Consider the following 23,852-nt stretch of genomic DNA (forward strand, 5'->3'; position numbering starts at 1 on the left):
TCTTATAATGGTTGAGCCCGAAACGTCGGCGGAGCATACACAAGCAAAGGCGCGAGCCAAACTGCTCCAAGTCATAAAATCGATAAAACCGATCCCCCATCAATCCACAGCGCAACAGCCCGGACTTGAAGCGCCGAAGGCTGGGACCTGTGACCGACCGGTCGTCACCCGCGGTTGTTTTATCGGCTAATGCAAAGCCGGGTTTGCCCGGGGTGACGCGGGCCCCTAGAATGCCCCGATGCGCGATGATCTCTCCCTCCTGTTGAACTCCCTCAACGATGCCCAACGCCAGGCCGTAGCCGCCTCCGTGGGTCGTCAGTTGGTCCTGGCCGGTGCTGGCTCCGGCAAAACCCGTGTGCTGGTGCACCGTATCGCCTGGTTGATCCAGGTCGAGAACGCCTCGCCCCACTCGATCCTGTCGGTGACCTTTACCAACAAGGCCGCCGCCGAGATGCGCCACCGCATCGAGCAATTGCTGGGCATCAACCCGGCAGGCATGTGGGTCGGCACCTTCCACGGCCTGGCGCACCGCCTGCTGCGGGCCCACTGGCAGGAAGCCGGCCTGAGCCAGACCTTCCAGATCCTCGACAGCGACGACCAGCAACGCCTGGTCAAGCGGGTGATCCGCGAGCTGGGCCTGGATGAGCAGCGCTGGCCGGCCCGTCAGGCCCAGTGGTTCATCAACGGACAGAAGGACGAAGGCCTGCGCCCGCAACATATCCAGGCCAGTGGCGACCTGTTCCTGGCCACCATGCGCAGCATCTATGAGGCCTACGAGGCCGCCTGCCAGCGCGCCGGGGTCATCGATTTCTCCGAGCTGCTGCTGCGCGCCCTGGACCTGTGGCGCGACCACCCCGGCCTGCTGGCGCACTACCAGAAGCGCTTCCGCCACGTGCTGGTGGACGAGTTCCAGGACACCAACGCCGTGCAGTACGCCTGGCTGCGACTGCTGGCCCAAGGTGGCGACAGCCTGATGGTGGTGGGCGACGACGACCAGTCGATCTACGGCTGGCGCGGGGCGAAAATCGAGAACATTCACCAGTATTCCGCCGACTTCCCGGACACCGAAGTGATCCGCCTGGAGCAGAACTACCGCTCCACCGCCGGCATCCTCAAGGCCGCCAACGCCCTGATCGCCAACAACACCGGGCGCCTGGGCAAGGAGCTGTGGACCGACGGCGGCGACGGCGAAGCCATCAACCTGTACGCCGCCTTCAACGAGCACGATGAAGCCCGCTATGTCGTGGAAACCATCGAGAGCGCGCTGAAAACCGGCCTGGCCCGCAGCGACATCGCCATTCTCTACCGCTCCAACGCCCAGTCCCGGGTGCTGGAAGAGGCCCTGCTGCGCGAGCGCATTCCGTACCGCATCTATGGCGGCCAGCGCTTCTTCGAACGGGCCGAAATCAAGAACGCCATGGCTTACCTGCGCTTGCTGGAAGGCCGTGGCAACGACGCGGCCCTGGAGCGGGTGATCAACGTTCCAGCCCGGGGCATCGGCGAGAAGACCGTCGAAGCCATCCGCGAACACGCGCGCCACAGCGACGTATCAATGTGGGAAGCCATGCGCCAGCTGGTGGCCAATAAAGGCCTGACCGGTCGCGCCGCAGGCGCCCTCGGGGCCTTTATCGAACTGATCGAGAACCTCGCCGCCAAAACCCTGGAAATGCCCCTGCACCTGATGACCCAGACGGTGATCGAGCAGTCCGGGCTGATCGCCTACCACGAAGCGGAAAAAGGCGAGAAGGGCCAGGCCCGGGTGGAAAACCTTGAGGAACTGGTGAGCGCCGCGCGCAACTTCGAGAACAGCGAGGAAGACGAGGACCTGACGCCGCTGGCGGCCTTCCTCGGCCACGCCTCCCTGGAAGCCGGCGATACCCAGGCCGACGAGCATGAAGACAGCGTGCAACTGATGACCCTGCACAGCGCCAAGGGCCTGGAGTTCCCCTACGTGTTCCTGGTGGGCATGGAAGAAGGCCTGTTCCCGCACAAGATGAGCCTGGAAGAACCCGGTCGCCTTGAGGAAGAACGCCGTCTGGCCTATGTCGGCATCACCCGGGCGATGCAGAACCTGGTGATGACCTATGCGGAAACCCGTCGCCTGTACGGCAGCGAAACCTACAACAAGGTGTCGCGCTTCGTCCGCGAGGTGCCCAAGGGGCTGATTCAGGAAGTGCGCCTGTCCAACAGCGTCAGCCGGCCTTTCGGCGGTGGCCAGTCGCAGAGCACCAGCAGCCTGTTCGGCGGCAGCGAGATTCCGGACACCGGCTTGAGCCTGGGCCAGGCGGTGCGGCACTCGGTGTTCGGCGACGGGGTGATCCTCAATTTCGAAGGCGCCGGTGCCCAGGCCCGGGTCCAGGTCAACTTCAGCGAAGGCAGCAAATGGCTGATGCTCGGCTACGCCAAGCTGGAAGCCATCTAACCCGACCCGACCCTAGGCGCCGGCTTGCCGGTGAAGCTCACTGGCGAACCACCTCTTCGCCAGCAAGCCGGCTCCGCCAGGTCAGTGCAGAAAAGGCAGCGCGAACATGGGTTCAGGCTTTTTTTCCTCGTGGACATTCTGGGCGCTGCTCTCGGCAACTTTCGCCGCTTTGACGGCGATCTTCGCCAAAGTCGGGATAGAAAACGTCAATTCAGACTTCGCCACCCTGCTGCGCACCGTGGTGGTCCTGGTCAGCCTGGCCTTGATTTTGTACGCAACGGGCCAATATCAGTCCCTGGGATCGATTTCCACCAGGAGCTATCTGTTCCTGCTGCTGTCGGGACTGGCCACCGGGGCCTCCTGGCTGTGCTATTTCCGCGCCCTGAAACTCGGCCCGGCCTCTCTGGTGGCGCCGGTGGACAAGCTCAGCGTGGTGTTGGTCGCAGTCATCGGCGTGGCCCTGCTAGGCGAGAAACTCGATCTGCGCCAGTGGGGCGGAATCGGCCTGATCACCGCCGGCGTCGTGCTCCTGGCACTGCGTCGCTGAACGGCGACGCAATTGAACCAAAGCCGCGTCCTTGAGGACAAAAAACCTATCGGCGAGCATGCCGGCGAACGGAGCTGAACCGAGCCTGTCAGGCAAAAGCCCGAAACATTATGCCGCTCGCTACTGACACTTCACCTGTGCAATATGGCGCGCGTGCCATCCACAAATGGGAACCCCCTTTATGAAACGTTTTCTTAGCATCGCCATGGCGCTGTGCATCGGCCTGACGATGAGCCTCGACGCCAACGCCAAGCGCTTCGGCGGCGGCAAAAGCGCCGGCGCTGCCCCGACCCACCAGACTCGCCAGGCGGCGCCCGCCACTCCGGGCGCGCCTGCCGCTGCCGCCACCGCTGGCGCAGCCGGTGCTGCAGGTGCCGCGGCCAAGGCCGGTGGCGCTTCGCGCTGGCTCGGCCCTCTGGCCGGCATCGCGGCCGGTGGCCTGCTGGCCTCCATGTTCATGGGCGGCGGCTTCCAGGGCATGCAGATCTTCGACATCCTGATCATGGCGGTCATCGCCTTCGTGATCTTCCGCTTCATCGCCGCGCGTCGCCGCAAGCAGCAGGAGCAGTTCGCTCCCGCCGGTCACGCGCCCATGCAGCGCGAAGCGTTCGAACCTCAGCAGCCTGCCGGCGGCTCGATCTTCGGTGGCTCGGCAGCCCCTGCCGCGCGCCCGGTGATCAACGCTCCGGCCTGGTTCAACGAAGAACGCTTCATTGAAGCGGCGCGCAACCACTTCCAGTCCCTGCAGCAACACTGGGACGCCAATGAAATGGACAAGATCGCCGAGTTCGTGACCCCGCAAATGCTGCAGTTCCTCAAGCAGGAACGTGCCGATCTGGGCGACGGCTTCCAGTCCACCTACATCGACAACCTGCAAGTGCAGCTGGAAGGCGTGGATGACCGCGCCGACAAGACCATCGCCACCCTGACCTTCAGCGGTGTGTCGAAGACCTCGCGCTTCGACCAGGGCGAAGTGTTCAGCGAAAGCTGGAACATGGAACGCGCCCAGGGCGACAACCAGCCATGGCTGGTGGCAGGTATCCGCCAGAACGGTTGATTCATGCCGTTGTCACAGCAGTAAGGCAAAACCCCGACTCAAGTCGGGGTTTTGCATTTCACGATTGCACTTATAGCGAGCTACTGTATAAACCGCCGTCAAACAACCGCGCCATAGAGCTAAGAGGACCCAGGCCGTGGAAGAAGTCATCGAACAACTCCGAGAAGCCAACGAACCGGTACCCGTCCCCCTGGAACTGCCGGACGAAGACCTGCTGGTGGAAATTGAGGAACAGCTGTTCATCAATATCCCGTTCGTCTTCAAAGAGTTCCTGTTGACCGTCAGCGATGTGGTTTACGGCAGCCTGGAGCCGGTCACCGTCACCGACCCGCAATCCCACACTTACCTGCCGGAAGTGGCCGCGACCGCCTGGGACATGGGCGTGCCGCGCGAGCTGATCCCGATCTGCCAGGACGGCGACGACTACTACTGCGTCGAAGAGGACGGCACCGTGGTGCTGTGGTCCGGCGAAGAAGAGCTGATCACCGAGGAATCCTGGGAATCGGTGTGGCACTGGGCGCGGGACGTCTGGCTGGAAAGCTGAGCCGGCTAAAGGCATGAACAGGCTCGCCAGCGCCCTGCTGGCGAGCGGCAAGGTCAATGCCCGCCGTTGTCCTTGCTGTGATCGAAGGTTTCGATCAGCGCCACCTGCATTCGCGTGTGCACGCGGATGAACCAGCGCCACAGCACCGCGGCCACCGCCGCCGCCACCACCGCAATCAGCACCAGCAACTCCAGCGTCGGCAGGATGCTCGACGACAGCGCCGCCAACAGCAGAAAGATCACCAGCAGCGACAGGATCGGAATCACCTCGGCGATGACCCGCCGCACCCGCTGGGTATGGCGCCCGGCCATCTCCGCCTTGACCCCCATCTCCGCCAGCAGCATCGACAGCGCCTTGAGCTTGCGATAGGCGGCGATCAGGAACGGCAGCGACAGCAGCAGGGCTGCGCCCCAGATCAACGCCTTCTGCCAGCTCGGATCACTGACCCAACCCTCCAAGTAAGCGCCAATGCGCCTGGCGAAATAGCCGCCGGAAAAGAAGATCGCCACCACCAGCGCCAGATTCACTCCCACTTGCAGGAGGATCTTGCGAATCATCGACGCCAGCAGCGCGCCCTCGCCCTGGGGCTGGATGCTGCGCAGCCACTCGCCGTACATCCCCAGCACCCGGCTCAGGCGCTGGGGCACAATCCTCGCCAACTTCAGCGACAAAGGATCGGCAGCGCGGATCAGATAGGGCGTGAGCAAAGTGGTCATGGCCGACACCGCCACCGCCACCGGGTAGAGAAAGTCGCTGGTGACCTGCAAGGTCATGCCCAAGGCGGCGATGATGAAGGAAAACTCGCCAATCTGGGACAGGCCCATCCCCACGCGCAACGAGGTTCGGCCGTCGTTGCCGGCGATAAAGGCCCCCATACCGCAGGAAAACAGCTTGCCCAGGACCACCGCCACGGTGATCACCGCGATGGGCCAGGCGTATTGCAGGAGAATCTGCGGATCGATCATCAGACCGATGGCCACGAAGAAGATCGCGCTGAACAGATCGCGAACCGGTTCGATCAAGCGCTCGATCTTCAGCAACTGGCGGGACTCGGCCATGATCGCGCCAATCAGGAAGGCCCCCAGGACCATGCTGTACTCCAGCTTGACCACCAGCAGGCAGAAGCCGAAACACAACCCCAGCACGGTGATCAGCAGCATCTCGTTGCTGTCGAATCTGGCCACGTAGGCCAGCAGGCGCGGCACCAGCAGAATGCCGATCACCAGGGCCACGATCATGAACAGCGAGAGCTTGCCGACCGTGGAGAACACCTCGCCGGAACTCACCGTGCCGCTGACCGCGATGCTCGACAGCAAGGCGATGATGCCAATGCCGAGAATGTCCTCGACGATCAGCACACCGAAGATCAGCTGGGCGAAGCGCTCGTTCTTCATCTTCAGGTCATTGAGCGCCTTGACGATGATGGTGGTGGAGGAAATGGCCAGGATCGCCCCGAGGAACAGCGAGTCCATGGTGCTCCAGTCGAACCAGCGGCCAATTTCATAGCCGATCCAGATCATCAGGACGATTTCCAGGAAGGCTGCGATAAAGGCCGTGGCCCCCACCTTGAACAGCTTGCGCAGGCTGAATTCCAGCCCCAGACAGAACATCAGGAAGATCACCCCCAGCTCGGCCAGGGTCTTGATGGTCTGCTCATCGTGGATCAGGCCGAAGGGCGGCGTGTGCGGGCCGATGAGGAAGCCGGCGACGATATAGCCCAGCACCACCGGTTGCTTGAGTCGATGAAAGAGAATGGTCACCACGCCTGCGACCAACATGATCACGGCCAGGTCCTGAATGAAGCTGATGGCATGCATGGCCAGGGTTCTCCTTGAAAGCTGGGCGGCGCAGATCGCCACATTAGAAAGCTCTGATCGGCAGTAGGAAAAATCCTTAAGGAGTGTCGGAAAATGCCCTGGAACGGGTGTTTTGCAGGTTAACACCGCGACTTCCGGCAGAAAGGCGGTGCAATATTAGGAAACAGATCCACCGGGGCGTGACGGCGTGGCCCGGCCCGGCGTCCCGTTATCGATGGTTTGAAAACCCTTGAACCCAGCACCCGCAGAGGTGCTCCAGCAACCCCTGCCCAGAACCGTGAGCGTGCTATGGAACCCGGAAACGCCCAGCTGTCGATGACGGTATTGATGACCCCTGACATGGCCAATTTCTCTGGCAATGTGCACGGCGGCACCCTGCTCAAGTACCTCGATGAGGTCGCCTATGCCTGCGCCAGCCGTTATGCCGGTCGCTACGTGGTGACCTTGTCGGTGGACCAGGTAATCTTCCGCGAGCCGGTGCATGTCGGCGAACTGGTGACCTTCCTGGCCTCGGTCAACTACACCGGCAACACCTCCATGGAGGTGGGCATCAAGGTGGTGACCGAGAACATTCGCGAGCGCTCGGTGCGCCACACCAACAGCTGCTTCTTCACCATGGTGGCGGTGGACGACCAGCGCAAACCGGCTCCGGTGCCGCCGCTGCAGCCGGAAACGGCCGATGGCAAGCGTCGCTATATCCAGGCCCAGCAGCGCCGGCAGATCCGCCAGGAACTGGAAAAGCGCTACCAGGAAATCAAGGCCGACGGCCCGTGACCCTCAGGCACACGCGCTGATTCAGCCGGACCACGGACGGTCCCATCACCACGCCCCTGCTGAGCCTCCTGCGCTCGCCCTGCTCTGCCGCTGTCGCTCCAGGCAGTCTTCTGCGGTCATCCCGAATGGCCACATCCATCCCTTTTTGACCACATAGAGAGTTATGCCCCGGAGGCGCCGCTGCCAGAATCGCTGGGCAAGGCACAAGCGCACTCCCCGTTTGGGGAGCCTTCGAACCCACGAACGCGTGAGAACAATAACAATGCCCAGCGCCAATACACTCTCCGACAATCCCGCCCTCGTCCCCGGCGATTTCACCCACAGTGCCCAGGGCACCTCCCTGCGCCGCATCCTCGGGCTACCGGCCCTGGTGTTCTTCGGCCTGGTGTACATGGTCCCGCTGACCGTCTTCACCACCTACGGCGTGGTCACCCAGATCACTGGCGGCAGGACCGCCGCTGCCTATGTAGTGACTCTGCTGGCCATGCTCTTCACCGCCCTGTCCTACAGCGTCATGGTGAAAAAATACCCGATTGCCGGCTCGGCCTATTCCTACGCCAGCCTCAGTTTCGGACCGGGCATCGGCTTTCTTGCCGGCTGGTCGCTGCTGCTGGATTACCTGTTCCTGCCGATGATCAACTACCTGGTGATCGGCCTGTTTCTCAACCTGGCCTTTCCCGCGGTGCCGGCCTGGGTCTTCGTGGTGGCGACCATCAGCCTGGTGACGCTGCTGAACATTCGCGGCATCGGCTCGGTGTCGAGCATGAGCAACCTGATCGTCTGTGCGCAGATGGTGTTCGTGGTGGTGTTCGTGGCCCTGGTGATTCGTCAGCTGGCCGGGGCCGATAGCCTGGACCTGAGCGCGCCCTGGGTCGGCGACGGCAGTCAGGGCGGCCTGCTGCCATTGATGGCCGGGGCGGCGGTGCTGTGCCTGTCGTTCCTCGGCTTTGACGCGGTATCGACCCTGGCCGAGGAAACCCGCGACCCGCGCCGCGACATCCCCCGAGCCATCGTCATCACCACCCTGGGGGCGGGCCTGCTGTTCATCCTGTTGGCCATGACCAGCCAGCTGGCCTTCCCCGGTAGCAGCTTCAAGGACGCCGACTCGGCGGCCAGCGAGGTGATGCTGCACGCCGGCGGACGCTTCCTGGAGATGTTCTTCACCGCCACCTATGTCGCCGGCGCTGCCGGTTCGGCCCTGGCATCCCAGGCGTCGGTGTCGCGCATCCTGTTCAGCATGGGCCGCGACGGCATCCTGCCACGGCGAGTGTTCGGCACCTTGTCCGAGCGCTACAAGACCCCGGTGATCGCCATTGTCCTGGTGTCGCTGGTGTCCTTGCTGGCCGTGGTCATCGACCTCACCACCCTGGCGTCGATGATCAGCTTCGGCGCACTGGTGGCGTTTTCGGTGGTCAACCTGGCGGTGATCAAGAGCCATCTGGGACGGGATCAGCCGCGCACCGGGGCACGGCTGCTGCAATACGGCCTGCTGCCGCTGATCGGCTTTGGCCTGATCGTCTGGCTGTGGACCAGCCTTTCGGCCCTGACCCTGGGGATTGGCCTGGCCTGGTTCGCCCTGGGCGCGCTGTACCTGGCGGCGCACACCCGCGGCTTCCGGCAGCCGGCGCCGACGGTGCAGTTCTCCGAGCAGGCCTGACACAGCGGCCCGCCGTTTAAGTCAAAAACCGATCGGCGTGGCCTCGAACCGCACCCGCGGATGGGCAATGCGATCCTGGGCCCGCACCAGCTCCAGCTCGTAGCTGGCGCAGGCCTGGGTTTCCAGCAGCACTTCATGCACCGCCGCGGCGGTGAATTCGAACGCCGCCACCAGGCTGTCACCCAACAGCACCCGAGCCAGGAACAGACCCGACGTCAGGTCGCCCACCCCCACCGGCTGCCGCGGAAACGCCAGCAGCGGACGCCGCAGGTGCCAGCTGCCCTCGGCGGTCACCAGCAGCATCTCGAAGCCTTCCGCCAGCTTGCCCGGGTAGTCCAGGTGCTTGACCAGCACGGCCTTGGGGCCTTTCTCCAGCAGCGAACGGGCCATGCCCAGGCAATCGAACAGCGACTGCGGCTTGCGCCCGCAAAAGCTGTCCAGCTCCAGCTGGTTGGGGCACAGCAAGTCGGCCATGGCGACCGCCTCGTCCAGCAGGAAGTCGCTGACTTCTGCCGGTACGCTGCAACCCTTTTCCGGATGGCCCATCACCGGGTCGCACAGGTACAGGGCCTTGGGATTGATCGCCTTGATCCGCGCCACGCCGCTGAGAATCGCCCGGCCCTGGGCCGCGCTGCCCAGGTAGCCGGAGAGGATCGCGTCACAGTTGCCCAGCTCGCCGATGGCGGCGATGCCTTCCACCAGCTCGGGAATCTGCTGGGGCGCCAGCACTTCTCCGGCCCAGTGGCCATACTGAGTGTGGTTGGAAAACTGTACGGTATTCAGGGGCCAGACATTCACCCCGACCCGCTGCATGGGGAACACCGCAGCACTGTTACCGGCGTGGCCGAAAACCACATGGGACTGGATCGCAAGCAGGTGGGGCGTACGTTTCATGCAGGATTTTCCATAAAACCGGTGGAATTCAAGCCGCGCAGTATGCGACTAAACGCAGCCTGTACGACAGACCGGAGACGCAGTTAAGCTGATGCCACTTCGTTGGAGCAAACCTTCATGCTGACCCTTGGAAACATCTTCGTGCTGATGCTCCTGGCGACCGGCGCCGCCTGGCTGTGGCACAACCACGGCCTGCGCGAGCGCGCGCTGGAGCGGGTCAAGCAGCACTGCGCGCGGCTCGATATCGAGCTGCTGGACGGCAACGTCGCGCTCAAGCGCATCGGCCTGGTCAAGGACGCCAATGGTCGCCGGCGCCTGGCGCGAATCTACAACTTCGAGTTCACCGTGACCGGCGAAACCCGCCACGCCGGGACCATCACCCAGTTCGGCGCCCACAGCGCCCATATCGAGCTGGCGCCTTATCCGTTCGAGGCCAAGGAGCCGCTGCCCAGCGCCGAGGTGATCGAGCTGAGCCAGTGGCGCGAAGAGCATCGCAAGTTCAAACCGTGAGATGCGCCTACAGGCGGCAGGCAGCGAGGCTGGCTTGTAGGGCGGCCATGTCCTGAGGGGTGCTGAAGATCAGCTCCAGGCGCGAATCCCGGCGCCATTCGCTGGGCAGCCAGTTCAGCGGCGAATTATCCAGCCCGTTGCCCGAGCGCCAGCCCTGGTCGCTGTGGATCACCAGCTTGGCCCGACGCCAGTCGAGGTTCTGCAACCAGTGCTCGACCCGAACCAGATCGAAGCGCTGGCTCGGGTGCCAGCGCCAGCCAATGCTCCAACCCTCCTGCTGAGACTGACTGAGGCAGATCGGCTGCGTCGGATCGCTCCACACCGCCGGTAACTGTGCCAGGCCCTGGGGAACATCCAGTTGCTCCAGCGCCGCCCCGGCGCTGACCTCCAGGCCCGGCAACTCGGCCAGGGGCAAGGCGGCGTGGCGAGTCCAGAACAGCGGCAGGTCCGGCAGTTGCTCCAGTACCCGCAGCCGATCGCTGTCGCTGAGCAGTTCGTCCTTGTTCAACACCAGTAAACCGGCGCTGGCCAGGGCGTCCTGTTGCGCCTGGGGCAGCGGCTTGCCGGCGGCCAGGGCCTGGGCATCCAGCACCAGCACACAGGGCTGCAGCGCCAGCACGCCTTTCCAGGGTGCAACACTCAGTTGCTTGAGCAACTGCGCCGGGTGACCAAGGCCGGAAGGCTCGATGAACAAACGGTCCGGCTTGGCCTTGCGTAGCAGACGCCCCAAACCCACCTGAAACGGCGCGCCGTTGACGCAGCACAGGCATCCACCGGCCACTTCGCCCAGAGCGATGCCGTCTTCATCACGAGTCAGCAAGGCCGCATCCAGGCCGATCTGGCCGAACTCGTTGATCAGCACCGCCCAGCGCTCCTCGGCCGGCCGCTGGCTCAGCAGGTGACGGATCAGGCTGGTCTTGCCGGCGCCCAGAGGGCCGGCGATCACATGGGTGGGAATGTTCTGCAGCATGGGAAGGGGTCCGGAAAGCCTGTGAAGTGATGCTACGCCCTTCCCGAGCAGGGCGAAAATCCGCGCGCTCAAGAACGACGCCGCAGCAGACGTCGTTCTTGAGCGCACTGAGGGTCCTGCGGACCTTGGCGCAGCCTCGCAGGCTCGGCAGCGGCTACATGCCTGGCTCAACCCAGCCAATCAAGGGTAAGGATCAGCCGGCGCTCCCCCGGCGCCGGTTGCGGCGAGCGGTGGATCAGGCCGAACCCTTGGTTGCCGTGCCACTTCTCGCCCTTGAACAGCGCCACCTCACCGCTGCCGATCTGCTGGATCAGCGCCGGGTCACGGGGTTCAGCGCTGGCCTGTCCCAGTTGCCGACGGTCCATCGCCCCTTCGCGCAACCACTGGCTGCCAATCCCGGCGTAGGTGGTGATCAGGCGCACCGGCACATGGTCGACGTGAAAGCGCGGGCACATGGCCTTGTCCAGAACCCGCAGGCGCAAGCCCACGCGCTTGGCGCCCAACAGGCAGGCAAAGGCGCTGACCAGCCAGGAAACGTCGGCGATAAAGCCGTCATAACCGTGCAAATCACTGAATCCCGATGCCAGGCCCTGCAGGTTCGGCAGGGCCTCCTCGTCCGGCAGATCCAGCGCCAGCGACTCCGCCAATGGCTGGTTCAGGGACAGCAGCAACTCGCCGAAATCGGCGATATGCGCCGGCAACCGCCGCTGCCACAGGCCGAGGTTGACCTCGTCCTGCAACACCTCGGCCAGTACCGCCGGGGTTGCGCCGATGGCCTGGCGACGAGAAACCAGGGGCACCACGCCGGGCAGCAGCAGCGCCGGCAGCGGCTTGGCCAGCGGGGTCACCGGTGAATTCAGAGTCAGCATCAGGCCGCCTCCTCTGCATGCCAGGGACCGAAAGGATCGCTCATCAGGCTCCAGGCCTCGGTGCCGAGGGCCATTTCGTCGTCATCCAGCAGGCACAGATCGAGCTCGGCGCAAAGCCGGGCAAAGTCGATGTTCTGGCCAATGAACACCAACTCCTGGCGGCAGTCGCCCGTGGCCGGAGTCCAGTTGTGCAGGATCGCGGCGGTGCTTTCCTCGTCCTGGGGCCATTGCTGCTTGGGCACGAAGCGCCACCAGCGCCCGGCAAAGCCGTGGCGCATCAAGCCCCCGGCCTGGGACCAGCTGCCCGCCTCCTGGTACTTGCTGGCCAGCCAGAAGAAGCCCTTGGAGCGCAGCAGCTTGCCGTTGACCCAGGGCCGGTTGATGAAGTCGAAGAAGCGCTGCGGATGAAAGGGACGCCGGGCGCGGTAAGCCGTGGAGGCGATGCCGTACTCCTGGGTTTCCGGCACATGTTCGCCGCGCAGTTCCTGCAGCCAGCCCGGCGCCTGGGCCGCCCGCTCGAAGTCGAAACGCCCGGTGTTGAGGATCTTGGCCAGGGGCACCTGGCCCATGACCATGGGGATGATTTCTGCCTGGGCGTTGAGCCGCGCCAGGATCGCCAGCAGCTCCTCGCGCTCGGCGCTACCGATCAGGTCGATCTTGCTGACCAGGATCACGTCGGCGAACTCCACCTGCTCGATCAGCAGGTCGGTGATCGAACGCTCGTCCTCCTCGCCCAGGGTTTCACCGCGGCTGGCGAGGCTTTCCGCGGCCTGGTAGTCCAGCAGGAAGTTCATGCCGTCGACCACGGTGACCATGGTGTCGAGACGGGCAATATCGGCCAGGCTCTGGCCCGACTCATCGCGAAAGGTGAAGGTTTCCGCCACCGGCAACGGCTCGGAGATCCCGGTGGATTCGATCAGCAGGTAATCGAAACGCCCGTCGCGGGCCAGCTTGCCCACCTCCTCCAGGAGGTCTTCGCGCAGGGTGCAGCAGATGCAGCCGTTGCTCATTTCCACCAGTTTTTCTTCGGCGCGGTTGAGGCTGACATCGCGTTGCACTTCGCTGCCGTCGATGTTGATTTCGCTCATGTCGTTGACGATCACCGCCACCCGCAGGTTGTCGCGGTTACGCAGGACGTGATTGAGCAGGGTGCTCTTGCCGGCGCCGAGAAAGCCGGACAGCACGGTAACGGGAAGACGCTCGGTCATGGGGGATTCCTCATCAGGTTCGCGGCGGGTCAAGGCGCCCGTTGGTGGCGTTCGCGCAGCTCTTGGCGCTCTTTGGCTTCAATGCACAGGGTGGCGGTGGGTCGCAGCAGCAAGCGCTGCAGGCCAATGGGCTCGCCGGTGTCGGCGCACCAGCCGTATTCACCACGGGCCAGGCGCTCCAGGGCCTCGTCGATCTTGTCCAGGAGCTTCTTTTCCCGCTCCAGCAGGCGCAATTGCCACTGGCGCTGCTCTTCGGCGCTGCCGATGTCGGCGGGGTCGCTGTGGGGTTCCTGTTCGCGCAGTTGGTCGAACTCTGCGGCGATGCGCTCCTGCAGCTCAGTGCGCTGGGCCAGCAGCCGTTCGCGGAAGAAGCCCTGTTGGGCCTCATTCATGTAGTGCGCTTGGGGTTCGGCGAGGAGCTCTTGTTCAGTCATGGCGGGTCACGGATCAGGCTTTATTTAATGTTATATTATAACAATACAAATTAGCCAACCCTCCCTTGCCGTCCACGACGAAGGGCGCGATGCTGCGCCCCTGCCGCCACGAGAATCGCCATGCGCCTTGCCCTGCCGCTCCTGCTTTCCAGCCTGATCCTGACGTTTGCCGGCCAGGCCGGTGCAGCCGTGCCCAACCCTCTGGCCACTTGCACCCGCAGCGCTACCCTGCTGGCCTGCGTCGATCCGTTGGGCAATGCCTACAGCGTCGCCACGGCAGGCAGCACCACCTACTTGCGCGGGTTCGAGGTGATCGGCAAACGCTATTGGGTGCAGACCAACAGCCGCTACGGCCAACTGACCTTCTTCACCGGCCTGGCTTCCGATGGCGAAGCCTGGGTGGGCTACAGCCAGCGCGTGGGCTGGACCACTCGCAACCGTTTCTCCAGCTCCGGCGGCAGCCGCGGCCAGTTCACCTGCAGCCGTATCAGCGGGTGCTAACGGCCCTGACCCGCCCCTTTGGCGGAGCCGGCGGGCCAGCGCAGGCAAACTCGGCAACGACCCAACACGCACCGGCCTGTTCGCTACGCGGGGCCGGTGCTCCCGGTTTCCTGGCGCCAGGCCAGGTAGCTGTTGGCCGGCGGGTTCTTCTCGAAATAACGTTGCAGGCCGTTGAACAGGCCATCGGCAAGCGCCTGCTGGTGCCGCGCGGTGACCAGGCGCTGGCGGTCGCGGCTGTTGGAGATGAAGCCGGTTTCCACCAGGATCGACGGTACGTCCGGTGACTTGAGCACCGCAAAGCCCGCCTGCTCCACACGCTTCTGGTGCAAGGTGGTGATCCCCGACAGGCTCTCCAGCACGGTGCTGCCCAATTGCAGGCTGGCGGCGATGGTGGCGTTCATCGACATGTCCACGATCACCCCCGCCAGCATCGGGTCCTTGTCCTTGAGGTTGAGCAACGTGCTCGCCCCCAGCAGATCGGCGCCGTTTTCCCGCTGGGCCATCAAACGCGCGGTGGCCGAAGTCGCACCGCCTTCGGACAGGGCGTACACCGAGGCACCGGACGCGGTCAGGCGCGGCGCCGCGTCGGCATGCACCGAGATGAACATGTCGGCCTGATGCTGGCGGGCAATCTCCACGCGCTTGCGCAACGGCACGAAGAAGTCGTCGTTGCGCACCAGCTTCACGTCGAATCCCTTCTCGCGCTTGAGCCGCTTGGCCAGCAAGCGGGCGATGGCCAGCACCACATCCTTCTCTCGCTCGCCCTTGGCCCCGACCGCGCCGGGGTCCTTGCCGCCATGGCCGGGGTCCACCACCACGATGATGTCGCGCTTGGGATGAGGCTTGCCCGGCGCCGCCTCGGGTCTGACCACAGGCGCGCTGGCCACGACGGTCGGCAGCGCTGCCTTGCCGGGGGCGGACAGGTCCAGCACCAGGCGGTGCCCCTGCCCATCCTGGGGCGGGAGGAGAAAGCTGTTGAGCTGCAGCGGCTGAGTCAGGTCAAGGACGATCCGCGTGTCGCCCCGGCCAAAAGGCCCGGAGCGGATCGCGCGGATCGGGGTGTTGGCCAGGTTCAACTGGCTGAAATCACCCTCCAGGCGAGCGCTGCCGACATCGATGATCAGACGCTCCGGGGCGCTGAGGCTGAAGGTTTTGTACTGCACCGGGCCACTCAGATCGAGCACCAGCCGCAGCTTTTCGGCGTCTTTCCACAAACGCGCATGGCGAATCTGCGCGGCGTGAACACTCCAGGGAAACATCAGGGCCGTACCGGCCAACAGCAGGTTGAGCAATTGACGTCTGTGCATGGCAAATACCGCAAAAAAAAGGAGCGTCCGTACTCACAAGGCAGGATGAACAACCGTCGAGGAAAAACTTCCCATCGGACGTATTGTTATAATATAACATGTCGAATTATTTCCCACGACGGACCTGTCCATGAACGCGCTGACTCTGCCGGATATCGCCGCGCAGGCCTCACGCCAAGCCTTGCCCCTGGAATGGGTGGGCATGTGCGGCATTGCCTTACCTGTAGTGATCGACGGCCAGCGAACCGCTGCCAAGGCCGATGCCGGTGTCAGCCTCGACGATGGCGAAGCGCGAGGCATTCATATGTCGCGCCTGTACCTGGCCCTGGAAATGCTCGAACAGGAAAGCCTCACCCCGGCGCTGCTGCGCCGGGTTTTGCAGCGTTTCCTTGATAGCCATGAAGGTCTGGCGCATAACGCCTACCTGAGCATTCAGCTGGATCTGCTGCTGAAACGCCCGGCATTGGTCAGCCCTTTGGCCGGCTGGAAAAGCTACCCGCTAAGCATTGAAGCGCGGCTGAAAAACGCGATGTTCCACGTGGAACTAAAAATCGACGTGCCTTATTCCTCAACCTGCCCCTGCTCGGCGGCATTGGCGCGGAAACTGATCCAGCAGCAATTCATTGATGATTTTGCCGATCGGCCACTGCAACACACCGACGTCCTGGCTTGGCTGGGTTCGTCCCAAGGCATCGTCGCCACGCCCCACAGCCAGCGCAGCAACGCGGCATTGCATTTGCGCCTGGATGATTTCATTGACGAACTGCCGCTGATGGCCTTGATCAACGATGCAGAAAGCGCCCTGGGCACCGCTGTGCAAACCGCAGTCAAGCGCGCCGATGAGCAAGCCTTTGCCCTGGCCAACGGACAGAACCTGATGTTCTGCGAAGACGCCGCCCGCCGCTTGAACCTGGCCCTGCGTCGCTCACCCGGAATCAACGCCTTCCACCTGCGGGTGGTGCATGCCGAAAGCCTGCACGCCCATGACGCCGTGGCGGAAAGCCGCTGGAACTGGGAGGCCTGATGATCCGCTGCGAAAACCTGCGCTGGGGCGCCCCGGGGCAACCGCTGACCCCGGCGCTGGATCTGCACCTGCCCAAGGCCAGCCTGAGCGCGATCATCGGCGCCAACGGGTCGGGCAAGAGCAGCTTGCTGAAAGTCTTCGCCGGGTTGCAGAAGCCACTCTCGGGCAAGGTCCACCTGGGTACGCCGCGCGGCGGTCTGTCGTTCCTGCCACAGCAGCAACACCTGGACCGGCAGTTCCCCATCAGCCTGGAAGAACTGGTGGCCGGTGGCTTCTGGGGCAAACGTGAACCGGCCAGGGCCCGGGGAGAAAAGCTGCGCACGGTACTCGAAGACTGGTGCCTGAGCGGCCTGGAAAAACGCCCGTTGATGGCCCTTTCCGGCGGCGAATTGCAACGCGCCCTGCTCGCCCGCTTGAGCCTGACCGAAGCACCGATACTGCTGTTGGACGAACCCCACGCCGCCCTCGACGAAACAGGCCAGGCCCTGCTCTGGCGCCACCTGCACAACTGGCACGCTCAGGGCCGGACCCTGGTGGTGGTCTGCCATGACCTGGCCGCCGTGCGCCAGCACATCCCCCGGACCCTGCTGGTAAAAAGCAGCGGCTGCGTCTTCGGCCCCAGCCAAGAGCTAATCGCCCAACCACCCTGCGCGCAGGTGGCTTGATGCAGTTCGCCGCGCATTTCTGGCAGCCCTTCAGCGAGTTCCTGTTCATGCGCCGGGCCCTGCTCGGCGGCCTGGTCCTGGCCTGCAGCATCGGGCCTCTGGGGGTGTTTCTGATCCTGCGGCGCATGAGCCTGATCGGCGACGCGGTGGCCCACGGCATTCTCCCCGGCGCGGCCCTGGGCTTCTGGTTCGCCGGCCTCAGCCTGCCGGCTCTGACCCTCGGCGGGCTCGGCGCCGGCCTGGGCATGGCCGGGCTGGCCGCCTGGATCACCCGCCGCACCGGCCTGCGGGAAGACGCCAGCATCGCCGCTATCTACCCCATCTCCCTGGCCAGCGGCGTGCTGATTCTCGGGCTGGCGGGCAAACGCCTGGACCTGTTGCACCTGCTGTTTGGCTCGGCCCTGGCGGTGGACGGGCCGACCCTCAACGGCATGCTCCTGGTCTCGACCTTCAGCCTGCTGGCCCTGGTCCTGATCTACAAGGCCCTGTTGCTGGACACCCTCGACCCGCTGTTCCTGCACAGCGTCAGCCGCCTGGGCCCCCTGGCCCATGGCCTGTTCCTGACCCTGGTGGTGCTCAATCTGGTGATGGGTTTCCAGGCCATCGGTGCGCTGATGGTGGTCGGCTTGATGATGCTGCCGGCCGCCGCCGCACGCTTCTGGAGCCGACGCCTGCCAAGGCTGCTGGGCATCGCCGCCCTGCTCGGCTGCCTGTCGGTCTGGCTCGGCCTGCTGCTGTCGTTCCATTACTCGCTGCCTAGCGGCCCGGCCATCGTCCTGGTGGCCGGCGGCCTGTACCTGTTGTCCGTGGTGTTCGGTCCGGTGCACGGCCTGCTGCACCGCCCACCCCTGCTCACATCCCCATGAGGTGTTTCCCGATGCGCGCTCTACTCGTGCTGTTCAGCCTGCTGCTGCCATTGTCCTGGTCCAGCGCTCAGGCCGCGGACAAGCTGGCCGTGGTGACCAGCTTCAGCATCCTCGCCGACCTGACCCGCCAGGTCGGCGGCGAGCATGTACAGATCACCAACCTGGTGGGCGCCGACGAGGACGCCCATACCTACGAACCCACGCCGGACGATGCCAAGGCCCTGCTCAAGGCCCGGCTGATCATCAAGAACGGCCTGGGCTTCGAGCCCTGGCTGGATCGCCTGGTGGCCAGCTCCGCCAGCAAGACGCCGGTGATCACCGCCAGTCGCGGGGTGATTCCACGCACCCTGGACGAGGACGGTGAACAGATTCCCGATCCGCACGCCTGGCACAACCTGGCCAATAGCGAACTCTATGTGCACAACATCACCCAGGCGCTGATCGCCGCCGACCCGGCCCACCAGGCCGACTACCAGCGCAACAGCCAGGCCTACCTGCAACAGATCTATCGCCTGCTGGCCGAAGCCAAGGCCAAGCTCGGCGCCCTGCCTGCGGGCAACCGCAAGATCGTCACCTCCCACGATGCCTTCGGCTACCTGGGCCGGGCCTACGGCATCGACTTCATGGCGCCCCAGGGCCTGTCCACCGAGCGTGAACCCTCGGCCGCCGAAGTCGCGGCGCTGATCACCCAGATCCGCAACGCCAAGGTCAAGGCGGTGTTCATGGAAAACATCAAGGACGCCCGCCTGCTCCAGCAGATCGCCGAGGAAAGCGGCGCCCGCATCGGCGGCACCCTGTACTCCGACGCCCTGGCGGCCAGCGGCCCGGCCAGCACCTTCATCGGCTTGTTCGAATACAACCTCAACACCCTGTACGACGCCTTGAGCCGGCCATGATCCAGCGCCCGCCGCTATCGCTGCTGGACCTGGAAAGCGCTGCCACGGGCAGTCGCTGGCCACTGACCGCGGTGCTCGATGCCCTGCCCTGGAACAGCGACGGCCTGATCGCCGCCATCGCCCAGCAACACGACAGCGGCGAGGTGCTGATGCTGGCCTGGATGAACCGCCGGGCCCTGGCCGAAACCCTGGCCAGCGGCCAGGTCTGCTACTGGTCGCGCTCGCGCCAGTGCCTGTGGCGCAAAGGCGAAAGCTCGGGCCACCGCCAGCGCCTGATCGAAGCGCGCCTGGACTGCGACGGCGACGCCGTACTGCTGCAGGTGGATCAGCACGGCCCGGCCTGCCACACCGGCCGCCCCAACTGTTTCTACAACGCCATTCGCGATGGCGCGGTGGAAGTCATCAGTTCCCCCTTGAAGGACTCGCGCCATGATTCGTAAAAACCCTTCCGGCGACCTGCCGGTGATCGCTGAATCCGCCTACGTCGACAAGACCGCCATCATCTGCGGCAAGGTGGTGATCGGCGACAACGTGTTCGTCGGCCCCTACGCGGTGATCCGCGCCGATGAAGTGGACGCCAGCGGCCAGATGCACGCCATCACCATCGGCGCCAACTCGAACATCCAGGACGGCGTGGTGATCCACTCCAAATCCGGTGCGGCGGTGACCATCGGCCAGCACACCTCCATCGCCCACCGCTCCATCGTCCATGGCCCCTGCGTGGTCGGCGACCGGGTGTTCATCGGCTTCAACAGCGTGCTGTTCAACTGCGAGGTGGGCGACGGCAGCGTGGTCCGGCACAACTCGGTGGTGGACGGTCGCGACCTGCCTCCGGGCTTCTATGTGCCCTCCACCACCCGCATCGGACCCAAGACCGATCTGGCGCAATTCCCTCCGGTGAGCATCAGCGCTTCGGAGTTTTCCGAAGACGTGGCCCGCACCAATGTCGATCTGGTGCGTGGCTACAAGGCCCTGCAGAACGAGTTCTGAGCATGAGCCGAATCCTTATCCGCAATGCCCGGCTGGTGAACGAAGGGCGCGAATTCGACGCCGACCTGCTGGTCAGCCATGGGCGTATCGACACCATCGGCAGCCTCAACCACCTCAGCGCCGACCTGGAAATCGACGCCCGGGGCCACTGGCTGCTGCCGGGAATGATCGACGATCAGGTGCACTTTCGTGATCCCGGCGCGCCGGAAAAAGGCAGCATCCACAGCGAGTCGCGGGCAGCGGTGGCCGGGGGCATCACCAGCTTCATGGACATGCCCAACACCTCACCGGCGACCCTGACCCTGGCCGCCCTGGCGGACAAGAAGCGTCGCGCGGCGGCCACTTCGGTGGCCAACTACGGCTTTCACTTCGGCGTCAGCAACGACAACCTGGACACCGTCGCCGCTCTGGACCCGACCCAGGTCGCCGGGGTCAAGGTGTTCATGGGGGCCTCCACCGGCAACATGCTGGTGGACGACCCCGAGGTACTGGACCGGCTGTTTCGCCAGGTGCCAACCCTGCTCCTGGCCCACTGCGAACACACCCCGAGCATCCAGGTCGTGCAACAACGCTGGCAACAACTCTACGGCGAACAGATTCCCGCCGCCGCCCACCCGCGCATTCGCGACGCCGAGGCCTGCTACCGCTCCTCGTCCATGGCGGTGGAACTGGCAAGGAAACACGGCACCCGCCTGCACGTGCTGCACTTGACCAGCGCCCGGGAACTGGCGCTGTTCGAGGATCGGCCACTGGCGCAAAAGCGCATCACCGCCGAAGTCTGCCTGCACCACCTGCTGTTCGATGACCGCGACTATCCGCGCCTGGGTCACCTGATCAAATGCAACCCGGCGATCAAGACCCAGGCCGATCGCGATGCCCTGCGCCAGGCCCTTAACAGCGAGCGCCTGGACGTCATCGGCAGTGACCACGCGCCCCACACCTGGGAGCAGAAGCAGCAGCCCTACACCCGCGCGCCAGCGGGCCTGCCCCTGGTGCAGCACGCCCTGCCGGCCCTGCTGGAGCTGGTGGCCGACCGGATCCTGCCGCTGACCACCCTGGTGGCCAAGACCAGCCATCGGGTGGCCGATCTGTTCGCCATTCCCGACCGCGGCTACCTGCGCGAAGGCTATTGGGCCGATCTGGTGCTGATCCGTCCCGAACCCGAAGGGCTGGCCGTGGACAGCCAGCCGATCCTGGCCCAATGCGCCTGGACGCCGTTCGCCGGCCGGCGCTTTCGCCATAGCGTCGCCACCACCCTGGTGTCCGGGCAGCTCGCCTGGCACCAGGGCCGCCTGTACGACCACTGTCAGGGCCTGCCCCTGCGCTTCACCCGTTAACCGCCTGATACCAAGGACCACCGAAGATGATCCGCATCACCCTGCCTGATGGCGCGTGCCGTGAGTACGACCAGCCGTTGTCCGTGTTCGAGGTGGCCGCCAGTATCGGCAGTGGCCTGGCCAAAGCCGCCGTGGCCGGGTGGGTCGATGGCCGCCTGGTGGACTGCGACCACCTGCTGACCGGCGACGCGCGGCTGAGCCTCGTCACCGCGAGCGATCCCGAGGGTCTGGAGGTGCTGCGCCACTCCTGCGCCCACCTGCTGGCCATGGCGGTCAAGCAGCTGTATCCCACGGCCCGGGTGGCCATCGGGCCAGTGATCGAGGACGGTTTCTTCTACGACTTCGCCCATGAACGCCCCTTCACCCCCGAAGACCTGGCGCTGATCGAGGCGCGCATGCACAGCCTGGCCGCCACCAACCACCGCGTGCACCGCCGCGAGCTGTCCCGGGAGCAGGCGCTGCAACACTTCCAGGACCAGGGCGAGCCATACAAGGTCGAGCTGATCCGCGACCTGCCCGAGGACGCCGTGCTGTCGCTGTACCGTCAGGGCGACTTCGAAGACTTGTGTCGCGGCCCCCACGTGCGCAGCACCGGCCAGTTGCGCGCCTTCAAACTGACCAAGGTGGCCGGCGCCCATTGGCGTGGCGACGTCGACGGCGTACCGCTGCAACGAATCTACGGCACCTGCTGGGCCACCCGTCAGGACCTGGACGCCTATCTGGCGCGCCAGGAACAGGCGGCCAGACGCGACCATCGCAAGCTCGGGCAACAGCTGGACCTGTTCCATTTCGACGACTGCGCCCCCGGCTCGGTGTTCTGGCACGCCAAGGGCTGGACCCTGTTCACGCAGTTGATCGGCTACATGCGCCAACGCCAGGAGCAGGCCGGCTACCAGGAAGTGAACACCCCGGACGTGATGGACCGCAGCCTCTGGGAAACCTCCGGGCACTGGCAGAACTACCGCGACCACATGTTCACCACCAGCACCGAGGACCGGCGCACCTTCGCCCTCAAGCCGATGAACTGCCCCGGCGCGGTGGCGATCTTCGGCCACGGCAGCAAGAGCTACCGCGACCTGCCGCTGCGCCTCGCCGAATTCGGCAAGGTCCATCGCTACGAACCTTCGGGGGCGCTGCACGGCCTGCTGCGGGTGCGCCACTTCACCCAGGACGACGCCCACATCTTCTGCACCGCGCAACAGATGCAGGGCGAATGCGCCCGCACCATCGCCCTGGTGTTCGACATCTATAAGGAGTTCGGTTTCGACGAGGTGGCGGTGAAACTCTCCACCCGCCCGGCCCATCGCATCGGCAGCGATGACGTCTGGGACCAGCTTGAAGGCGCACTGATCGGTGCCCTGCAAAGCATGCGGATCGACTATCGGCTCAACCCGGGAGAAGGCGCCTTCTACGGTCCCAAACTGGAGTTCGTACTGCGCGACGCCATCGGCCGCGACTGGCAGTGCGGCACCCTGCAGGTGGACCTCAACCTGCCCGAGCGCTTTGCCATCAGCTACGTCGACGACCACGGCGAACGGCGCCAGCCGGTGATGCTGCACCGAGCGCTGTTCGGTTCCCTGGAACGTTTTATCGGCATTCTCCTCGAGCACCATGGCGGTGCCCTGCCCCTGTGGCTGGCGCCGCAGCAAGTGGCGGTGCTGAACATCAGCGCGGCCCAGGCGGACTATGCCCAGGCCATCACCGAACGCCTGCGCCGGCATGGACTGCGGGCCAGTGCCGACCTGCGCAACGAAAAGATCGGCTACAAGATCCGCGAGCACAGCCTGCAGAAAGTGCCCTATCTGCTGGTGATCGGGGACAAGGAGCAAGCCGGAGGCTATGTCAGCCTGCGCAGCCGCAAGGGCGAAGACCTGGGGCAACTGACCCTGGAGCAGGCGGTGCAACGCATGGTCTAGGCGTGGCGCCGGCTTGTCGGGCAGGGCCCGGCGCCCGGTTTCTGGCGGGCGCCTGCACCGGCAAACCGGCTACGGGGCGGGATCAGGAAGCCCGGGGCTTGACCGTGCCGCAATCCTGGCCGAGCCACACGGCGCGGGTGTCCATGCTGCCTTTTTGCTGTATGCCGGTGGCATTGAAGGTGCCGATCACGTTGGTGGTGAACTCGCGATCACTGATGAACCTGGCCACCCCGTTGCCCTGGGCCTTGGGACAACTGAAGCGAAACTTCCACTGGTTGCCGTTGCGCTCGGTGACCTGCTGCTGGCAGCCCGACTGCGGGTCCTGCAGCGGAATGGTATCGGACTTGACCTGATCCGGCGTCAGGCACACGCGAATGCCCTTGCCGCCCATGGTCACTCCCTGTTTCTCCAGTATGGCCCGTTGCTCAGGGGTCATCTGCTGCTGCAACTGGCCAAGGATCAGCGACAGATCCGGCAGGTTCTGGTCATCGACCTTCATGTTGCTGCTGGTCAGTTCCCACAATCCCGGTTGCAGCATCTGCGCCTGCGCCGCCAGTGGCAGCGCCATTCCCGCCGCCAACGCCCAACCCAGTAAACGAAGTTTCATCGAATGACTCCTAGACAGTAGTGGCCGTTAGACTTCAAGC

Annotated in this window: 24 protein-coding genes; 16 read left to right on the forward strand and 8 right to left on the reverse strand. The window is 64.8% G+C overall.

Annotation, left to right across the window (positions count from 1 at the left end; genetic code table 11):
- Window positions 1-238: 238 nt before the first annotated feature.
- From uvrD to PST29_RS30280, 4 genes are all read left to right on the forward strand, one after another.
- Complete coding sequence (uvrD, locus tag PST29_RS30265; RefSeq protein ID WP_060841801.1) at window positions 239-2,422, forward strand: DNA helicase II; 2,184 nt, start codon at window positions 239-241, stop codon at window positions 2,420-2,422.
- Window positions 2,423-2,528: 106 nt separating this feature from the next.
- Complete coding sequence (locus tag PST29_RS30270; RefSeq protein ID WP_060841802.1) at window positions 2,529-2,969, forward strand: EamA family transporter; 441 nt, start codon at window positions 2,529-2,531, stop codon at window positions 2,967-2,969.
- Window positions 2,970-3,150: 181 nt separating this feature from the next.
- Complete coding sequence (locus PST29_RS30275; RefSeq protein WP_047306692.1) at window positions 3,151-4,026, forward strand: Tim44 domain-containing protein; 876 nt, start codon at window positions 3,151-3,153, stop codon at window positions 4,024-4,026.
- Window positions 4,027-4,162: 136 nt separating this feature from the next.
- On the forward strand, window positions 4,163-4,570 hold the full coding sequence (locus tag PST29_RS30280; protein WP_007927598.1) for an SMI1/KNR4 family protein: 408 nt from the start codon (window positions 4,163-4,165) through the stop codon (window positions 4,568-4,570).
- A 53-nt stretch (window positions 4,571-4,623) separates the two neighbouring features.
- Here the strand turns inward: PST29_RS30280 and PST29_RS30285 are convergent, their stop codons facing one another.
- Entirely contained in the window at window positions 4,624-6,387 is a 1,764-nt protein-coding gene (locus tag PST29_RS30285; protein ID WP_060841803.1) for a cation:proton antiporter, read from the reverse strand.
- A 288-nt stretch (window positions 6,388-6,675) separates the two neighbouring features.
- On the opposite strand from PST29_RS30285, the gene PST29_RS30290 reads away from it, so the two are divergent.
- On the forward strand, window positions 6,676-7,161 hold the full coding sequence (locus PST29_RS30290; RefSeq protein WP_060841804.1) for an acyl-CoA thioesterase: 486 nt from the start codon (window positions 6,676-6,678) through the stop codon (window positions 7,159-7,161).
- 262 nt (window positions 7,162-7,423) lie between these two features.
- A complete protein-coding gene (locus PST29_RS30295) occupies window positions 7,424-8,818 on the forward strand; it encodes an APC family permease (protein ID WP_060845024.1) in 1,395 nt (464 codons plus the stop codon).
- Window positions 8,819-8,839: 21 nt separating this feature from the next.
- On the opposite strand, the gene pdxY is transcribed toward PST29_RS30295, so the two are convergent.
- Window positions 8,840-9,712: a pyridoxal kinase PdxY gene (gene pdxY / locus PST29_RS30300; RefSeq protein ID WP_060841806.1), complete on the reverse strand. Its 873-nt coding sequence runs from the start codon at window positions 9,710-9,712 to the stop codon at window positions 8,840-8,842.
- A gap of 117 nt (window positions 9,713-9,829) precedes the next feature.
- On the opposite strand from pdxY, the gene PST29_RS30305 reads away from it, so the two are divergent.
- Window positions 9,830-10,222 carry a DUF3301 domain-containing protein gene (locus PST29_RS30305; RefSeq protein WP_060841807.1) on the forward strand — a complete coding sequence of 131 codons (393 nt, stop codon included), beginning with the start codon at window positions 9,830-9,832 and terminating at the stop codon, window positions 10,220-10,222.
- Between the two features lie 7 nt (window positions 10,223-10,229).
- On the opposite strand, the gene PST29_RS30310 is transcribed toward PST29_RS30305, so the two are convergent.
- From PST29_RS30310 to dksA, 4 genes are all read right to left on the reverse strand, one after another.
- Window positions 10,230-11,192 (reverse strand): CobW family GTP-binding protein, encoded by a 963-nt coding sequence (locus tag PST29_RS30310; protein ID WP_060845025.1) that lies wholly within the window; start codon window positions 11,190-11,192, stop codon window positions 10,230-10,232.
- Window positions 11,193-11,359: 167 nt separating this feature from the next.
- Window positions 11,360-12,061 carry a DUF1826 domain-containing protein gene (locus tag PST29_RS30315; RefSeq protein ID WP_060845026.1) on the reverse strand — a complete coding sequence of 234 codons (702 nt, stop codon included), beginning with the start codon at window positions 12,059-12,061 and terminating at the stop codon, window positions 11,360-11,362.
- Complete coding sequence (gene zigA / locus PST29_RS30320) at window positions 12,061-13,269, reverse strand: zinc metallochaperone GTPase ZigA (protein ID WP_060845027.1); 1,209 nt, start codon at window positions 13,267-13,269, stop codon at window positions 12,061-12,063. Before zigA ends, PST29_RS30315 begins: the two co-directional genes overlap by 1 nt.
- Before the next feature lie 29 nt (window positions 13,270-13,298).
- Window positions 13,299-13,703: an RNA polymerase-binding protein DksA gene (dksA, locus tag PST29_RS30325; RefSeq protein ID WP_060841811.1), complete on the reverse strand. Its 405-nt coding sequence runs from the start codon at window positions 13,701-13,703 to the stop codon at window positions 13,299-13,301.
- 120 nt (window positions 13,704-13,823) lie between these two features.
- On the opposite strand from dksA, the gene PST29_RS30330 reads away from it, so the two are divergent.
- Window positions 13,824-14,204 (forward strand): hypothetical protein, encoded by a 381-nt coding sequence (locus PST29_RS30330; protein WP_060841812.1) that lies wholly within the window; start codon window positions 13,824-13,826, stop codon window positions 14,202-14,204.
- Window positions 14,205-14,287: 83 nt separating this feature from the next.
- On the opposite strand, the gene PST29_RS30335 is transcribed toward PST29_RS30330, so the two are convergent.
- On the reverse strand, window positions 14,288-15,511 hold the full coding sequence (locus tag PST29_RS30335; RefSeq protein WP_060845028.1) for an N-acetylmuramoyl-L-alanine amidase: 1,224 nt from the start codon (window positions 15,509-15,511) through the stop codon (window positions 14,288-14,290).
- Window positions 15,512-15,641: 130 nt separating this feature from the next.
- Between PST29_RS30335 and folE2 the strand changes: the two genes are divergently transcribed.
- Genes folE2 through thrS form a run of 8 tightly spaced genes read left to right on the forward strand, consistent with a single transcriptional unit; the run spans window position 15,642 to window position 23,205 of the window.
- Window positions 15,642-16,535, forward strand: coding sequence for a GTP cyclohydrolase FolE2 (gene folE2 / locus PST29_RS30340; protein ID WP_060845029.1), 894 nt, complete (start codon window positions 15,642-15,644; stop codon window positions 16,533-16,535).
- On the forward strand, window positions 16,535-17,200 hold the full coding sequence (locus PST29_RS30345; RefSeq protein ID WP_060845030.1) for a metal ABC transporter ATP-binding protein: 666 nt from the start codon (window positions 16,535-16,537) through the stop codon (window positions 17,198-17,200). Before folE2 ends, PST29_RS30345 begins: the two co-directional genes overlap by 1 nt.
- A complete protein-coding gene (locus PST29_RS30350; protein ID WP_060845031.1) occupies window positions 17,200-18,066 on the forward strand; it encodes a metal ABC transporter permease in 867 nt (288 codons plus the stop codon). The genes PST29_RS30345 and PST29_RS30350 overlap by 1 nt, the downstream gene beginning before the upstream one ends.
- Before the next feature lie 11 nt (window positions 18,067-18,077).
- On the forward strand, window positions 18,078-18,962 hold the full coding sequence (locus PST29_RS30355) for a metal ABC transporter substrate-binding protein (protein WP_060845032.1): 885 nt from the start codon (window positions 18,078-18,080) through the stop codon (window positions 18,960-18,962).
- Window positions 18,959-19,402 carry a phosphoribosyl-AMP cyclohydrolase gene (hisI, locus tag PST29_RS30360; protein ID WP_060841818.1) on the forward strand — a complete coding sequence of 148 codons (444 nt, stop codon included), beginning with the start codon at window positions 18,959-18,961 and terminating at the stop codon, window positions 19,400-19,402. The genes PST29_RS30355 and hisI overlap by 4 nt, the downstream gene beginning before the upstream one ends.
- Window positions 19,392-19,952, forward strand: a complete 561-nt coding sequence (locus PST29_RS30365) for a gamma carbonic anhydrase family protein (protein ID WP_060841819.1) — start codon at window positions 19,392-19,394, stop codon at window positions 19,950-19,952. Before hisI ends, PST29_RS30365 begins: the two co-directional genes overlap by 11 nt.
- 2 nt (window positions 19,953-19,954) lie before the next feature.
- Window positions 19,955-21,289 (forward strand): dihydroorotase, encoded by a 1,335-nt coding sequence (locus PST29_RS30370; protein WP_060845033.1) that lies wholly within the window; start codon window positions 19,955-19,957, stop codon window positions 21,287-21,289.
- Window positions 21,290-21,315: 26 nt separating this feature from the next.
- Window positions 21,316-23,205, forward strand: coding sequence for a threonine--tRNA ligase (gene thrS / locus PST29_RS30375; RefSeq protein ID WP_060845034.1), 1,890 nt, complete (start codon window positions 21,316-21,318; stop codon window positions 23,203-23,205).
- Between the two features lie 82 nt (window positions 23,206-23,287).
- Here the strand turns inward: thrS and PST29_RS30380 are convergent, their stop codons facing one another.
- Window positions 23,288-23,812 (reverse strand): DUF3617 domain-containing protein, encoded by a 525-nt coding sequence (locus PST29_RS30380; protein ID WP_060845035.1) that lies wholly within the window; start codon window positions 23,810-23,812, stop codon window positions 23,288-23,290.
- Between the last annotated feature and the right edge of the window lie 40 nt (window positions 23,813-23,852).

It is taken from the genome of Pseudomonas sp. St29, from assembly GCF_001547915.1.
Lineage (GTDB): Bacteria > Pseudomonadota > Gammaproteobacteria > Pseudomonadales > Pseudomonadaceae > Aquipseudomonas.

What these genes read in the sequence shown, in the direction of transcription:
- dksA (WP_060841811.1), bottom strand. Translation starts at nt 13,703, where the DNA reads ATGACTGAACAAGAGCTCCTCGCCGAACCCCAAGCGCACTACATGAAT.
- PST29_RS30345 (WP_060845030.1), top strand. Translation starts at nt 16,535, where the DNA reads ATGATCCGCTGCGAAAACCTGCGCTGGGGCGCCCCGGGGCAACCGCTG.
- PST29_RS30330 (WP_060841812.1), top strand. Translation starts at nt 13,824, where the DNA reads ATGCGCCTTGCCCTGCCGCTCCTGCTTTCCAGCCTGATCCTGACGTTT.
- PST29_RS30275 (WP_047306692.1), top strand. Translation starts at nt 3,151, where the DNA reads ATGAAACGTTTTCTTAGCATCGCCATGGCGCTGTGCATCGGCCTGACG.
- PST29_RS30355 (WP_060845032.1), top strand. Translation starts at nt 18,078, where the DNA reads ATGCGCGCTCTACTCGTGCTGTTCAGCCTGCTGCTGCCATTGTCCTGG.
- PST29_RS30285 (WP_060841803.1), bottom strand. Translation starts at nt 6,387, where the DNA reads ATGCATGCCATCAGCTTCATTCAGGACCTGGCCGTGATCATGTTGGTC.
- PST29_RS30315 (WP_060845026.1), bottom strand. Translation starts at nt 12,061, where the DNA reads ATGCTGACTCTGAATTCACCGGTGACCCCGCTGGCCAAGCCGCTGCCG.
- thrS (WP_060845034.1), top strand. Translation starts at nt 21,316, where the DNA reads ATGATCCGCATCACCCTGCCTGATGGCGCGTGCCGTGAGTACGACCAG.
- PST29_RS30335 (WP_060845028.1), bottom strand. Translation starts at nt 15,511, where the DNA reads ATGCACAGACGTCAATTGCTCAACCTGCTGTTGGCCGGTACGGCCCTG.
- PST29_RS30370 (WP_060845033.1), top strand. Translation starts at nt 19,955, where the DNA reads ATGAGCCGAATCCTTATCCGCAATGCCCGGCTGGTGAACGAAGGGCGC.
- pdxY (WP_060841806.1), bottom strand. Translation starts at nt 9,712, where the DNA reads ATGAAACGTACGCCCCACCTGCTTGCGATCCAGTCCCATGTGGTTTTC.
- PST29_RS30365 (WP_060841819.1), top strand. Translation starts at nt 19,392, where the DNA reads ATGATTCGTAAAAACCCTTCCGGCGACCTGCCGGTGATCGCTGAATCC.
- PST29_RS30310 (WP_060845025.1), bottom strand. Translation starts at nt 11,192, where the DNA reads ATGCTGCAGAACATTCCCACCCATGTGATCGCCGGCCCTCTGGGCGCC.
- zigA (WP_060845027.1), bottom strand. Translation starts at nt 13,269, where the DNA reads ATGACCGAGCGTCTTCCCGTTACCGTGCTGTCCGGCTTTCTCGGCGCC.
- folE2 (WP_060845029.1), top strand. Translation starts at nt 15,642, where the DNA reads ATGAACGCGCTGACTCTGCCGGATATCGCCGCGCAGGCCTCACGCCAA.
- PST29_RS30350 (WP_060845031.1), top strand. Translation starts at nt 17,200, where the DNA reads ATGCAGTTCGCCGCGCATTTCTGGCAGCCCTTCAGCGAGTTCCTGTTC.
- PST29_RS30295 (WP_060845024.1), top strand. Translation starts at nt 7,424, where the DNA reads ATGCCCAGCGCCAATACACTCTCCGACAATCCCGCCCTCGTCCCCGGC.
- hisI (WP_060841818.1), top strand. Translation starts at nt 18,959, where the DNA reads ATGATCCAGCGCCCGCCGCTATCGCTGCTGGACCTGGAAAGCGCTGCC.
- PST29_RS30270 (WP_060841802.1), top strand. Translation starts at nt 2,529, where the DNA reads ATGGGTTCAGGCTTTTTTTCCTCGTGGACATTCTGGGCGCTGCTCTCG.
- PST29_RS30305 (WP_060841807.1), top strand. Translation starts at nt 9,830, where the DNA reads ATGCTGACCCTTGGAAACATCTTCGTGCTGATGCTCCTGGCGACCGGC.
- PST29_RS30380 (WP_060845035.1), bottom strand. Translation starts at nt 23,812, where the DNA reads ATGAAACTTCGTTTACTGGGTTGGGCGTTGGCGGCGGGAATGGCGCTG.
- PST29_RS30290 (WP_060841804.1), top strand. Translation starts at nt 6,676, where the DNA reads ATGGAACCCGGAAACGCCCAGCTGTCGATGACGGTATTGATGACCCCT.
- uvrD (WP_060841801.1), top strand. Translation starts at nt 239, where the DNA reads ATGCGCGATGATCTCTCCCTCCTGTTGAACTCCCTCAACGATGCCCAA.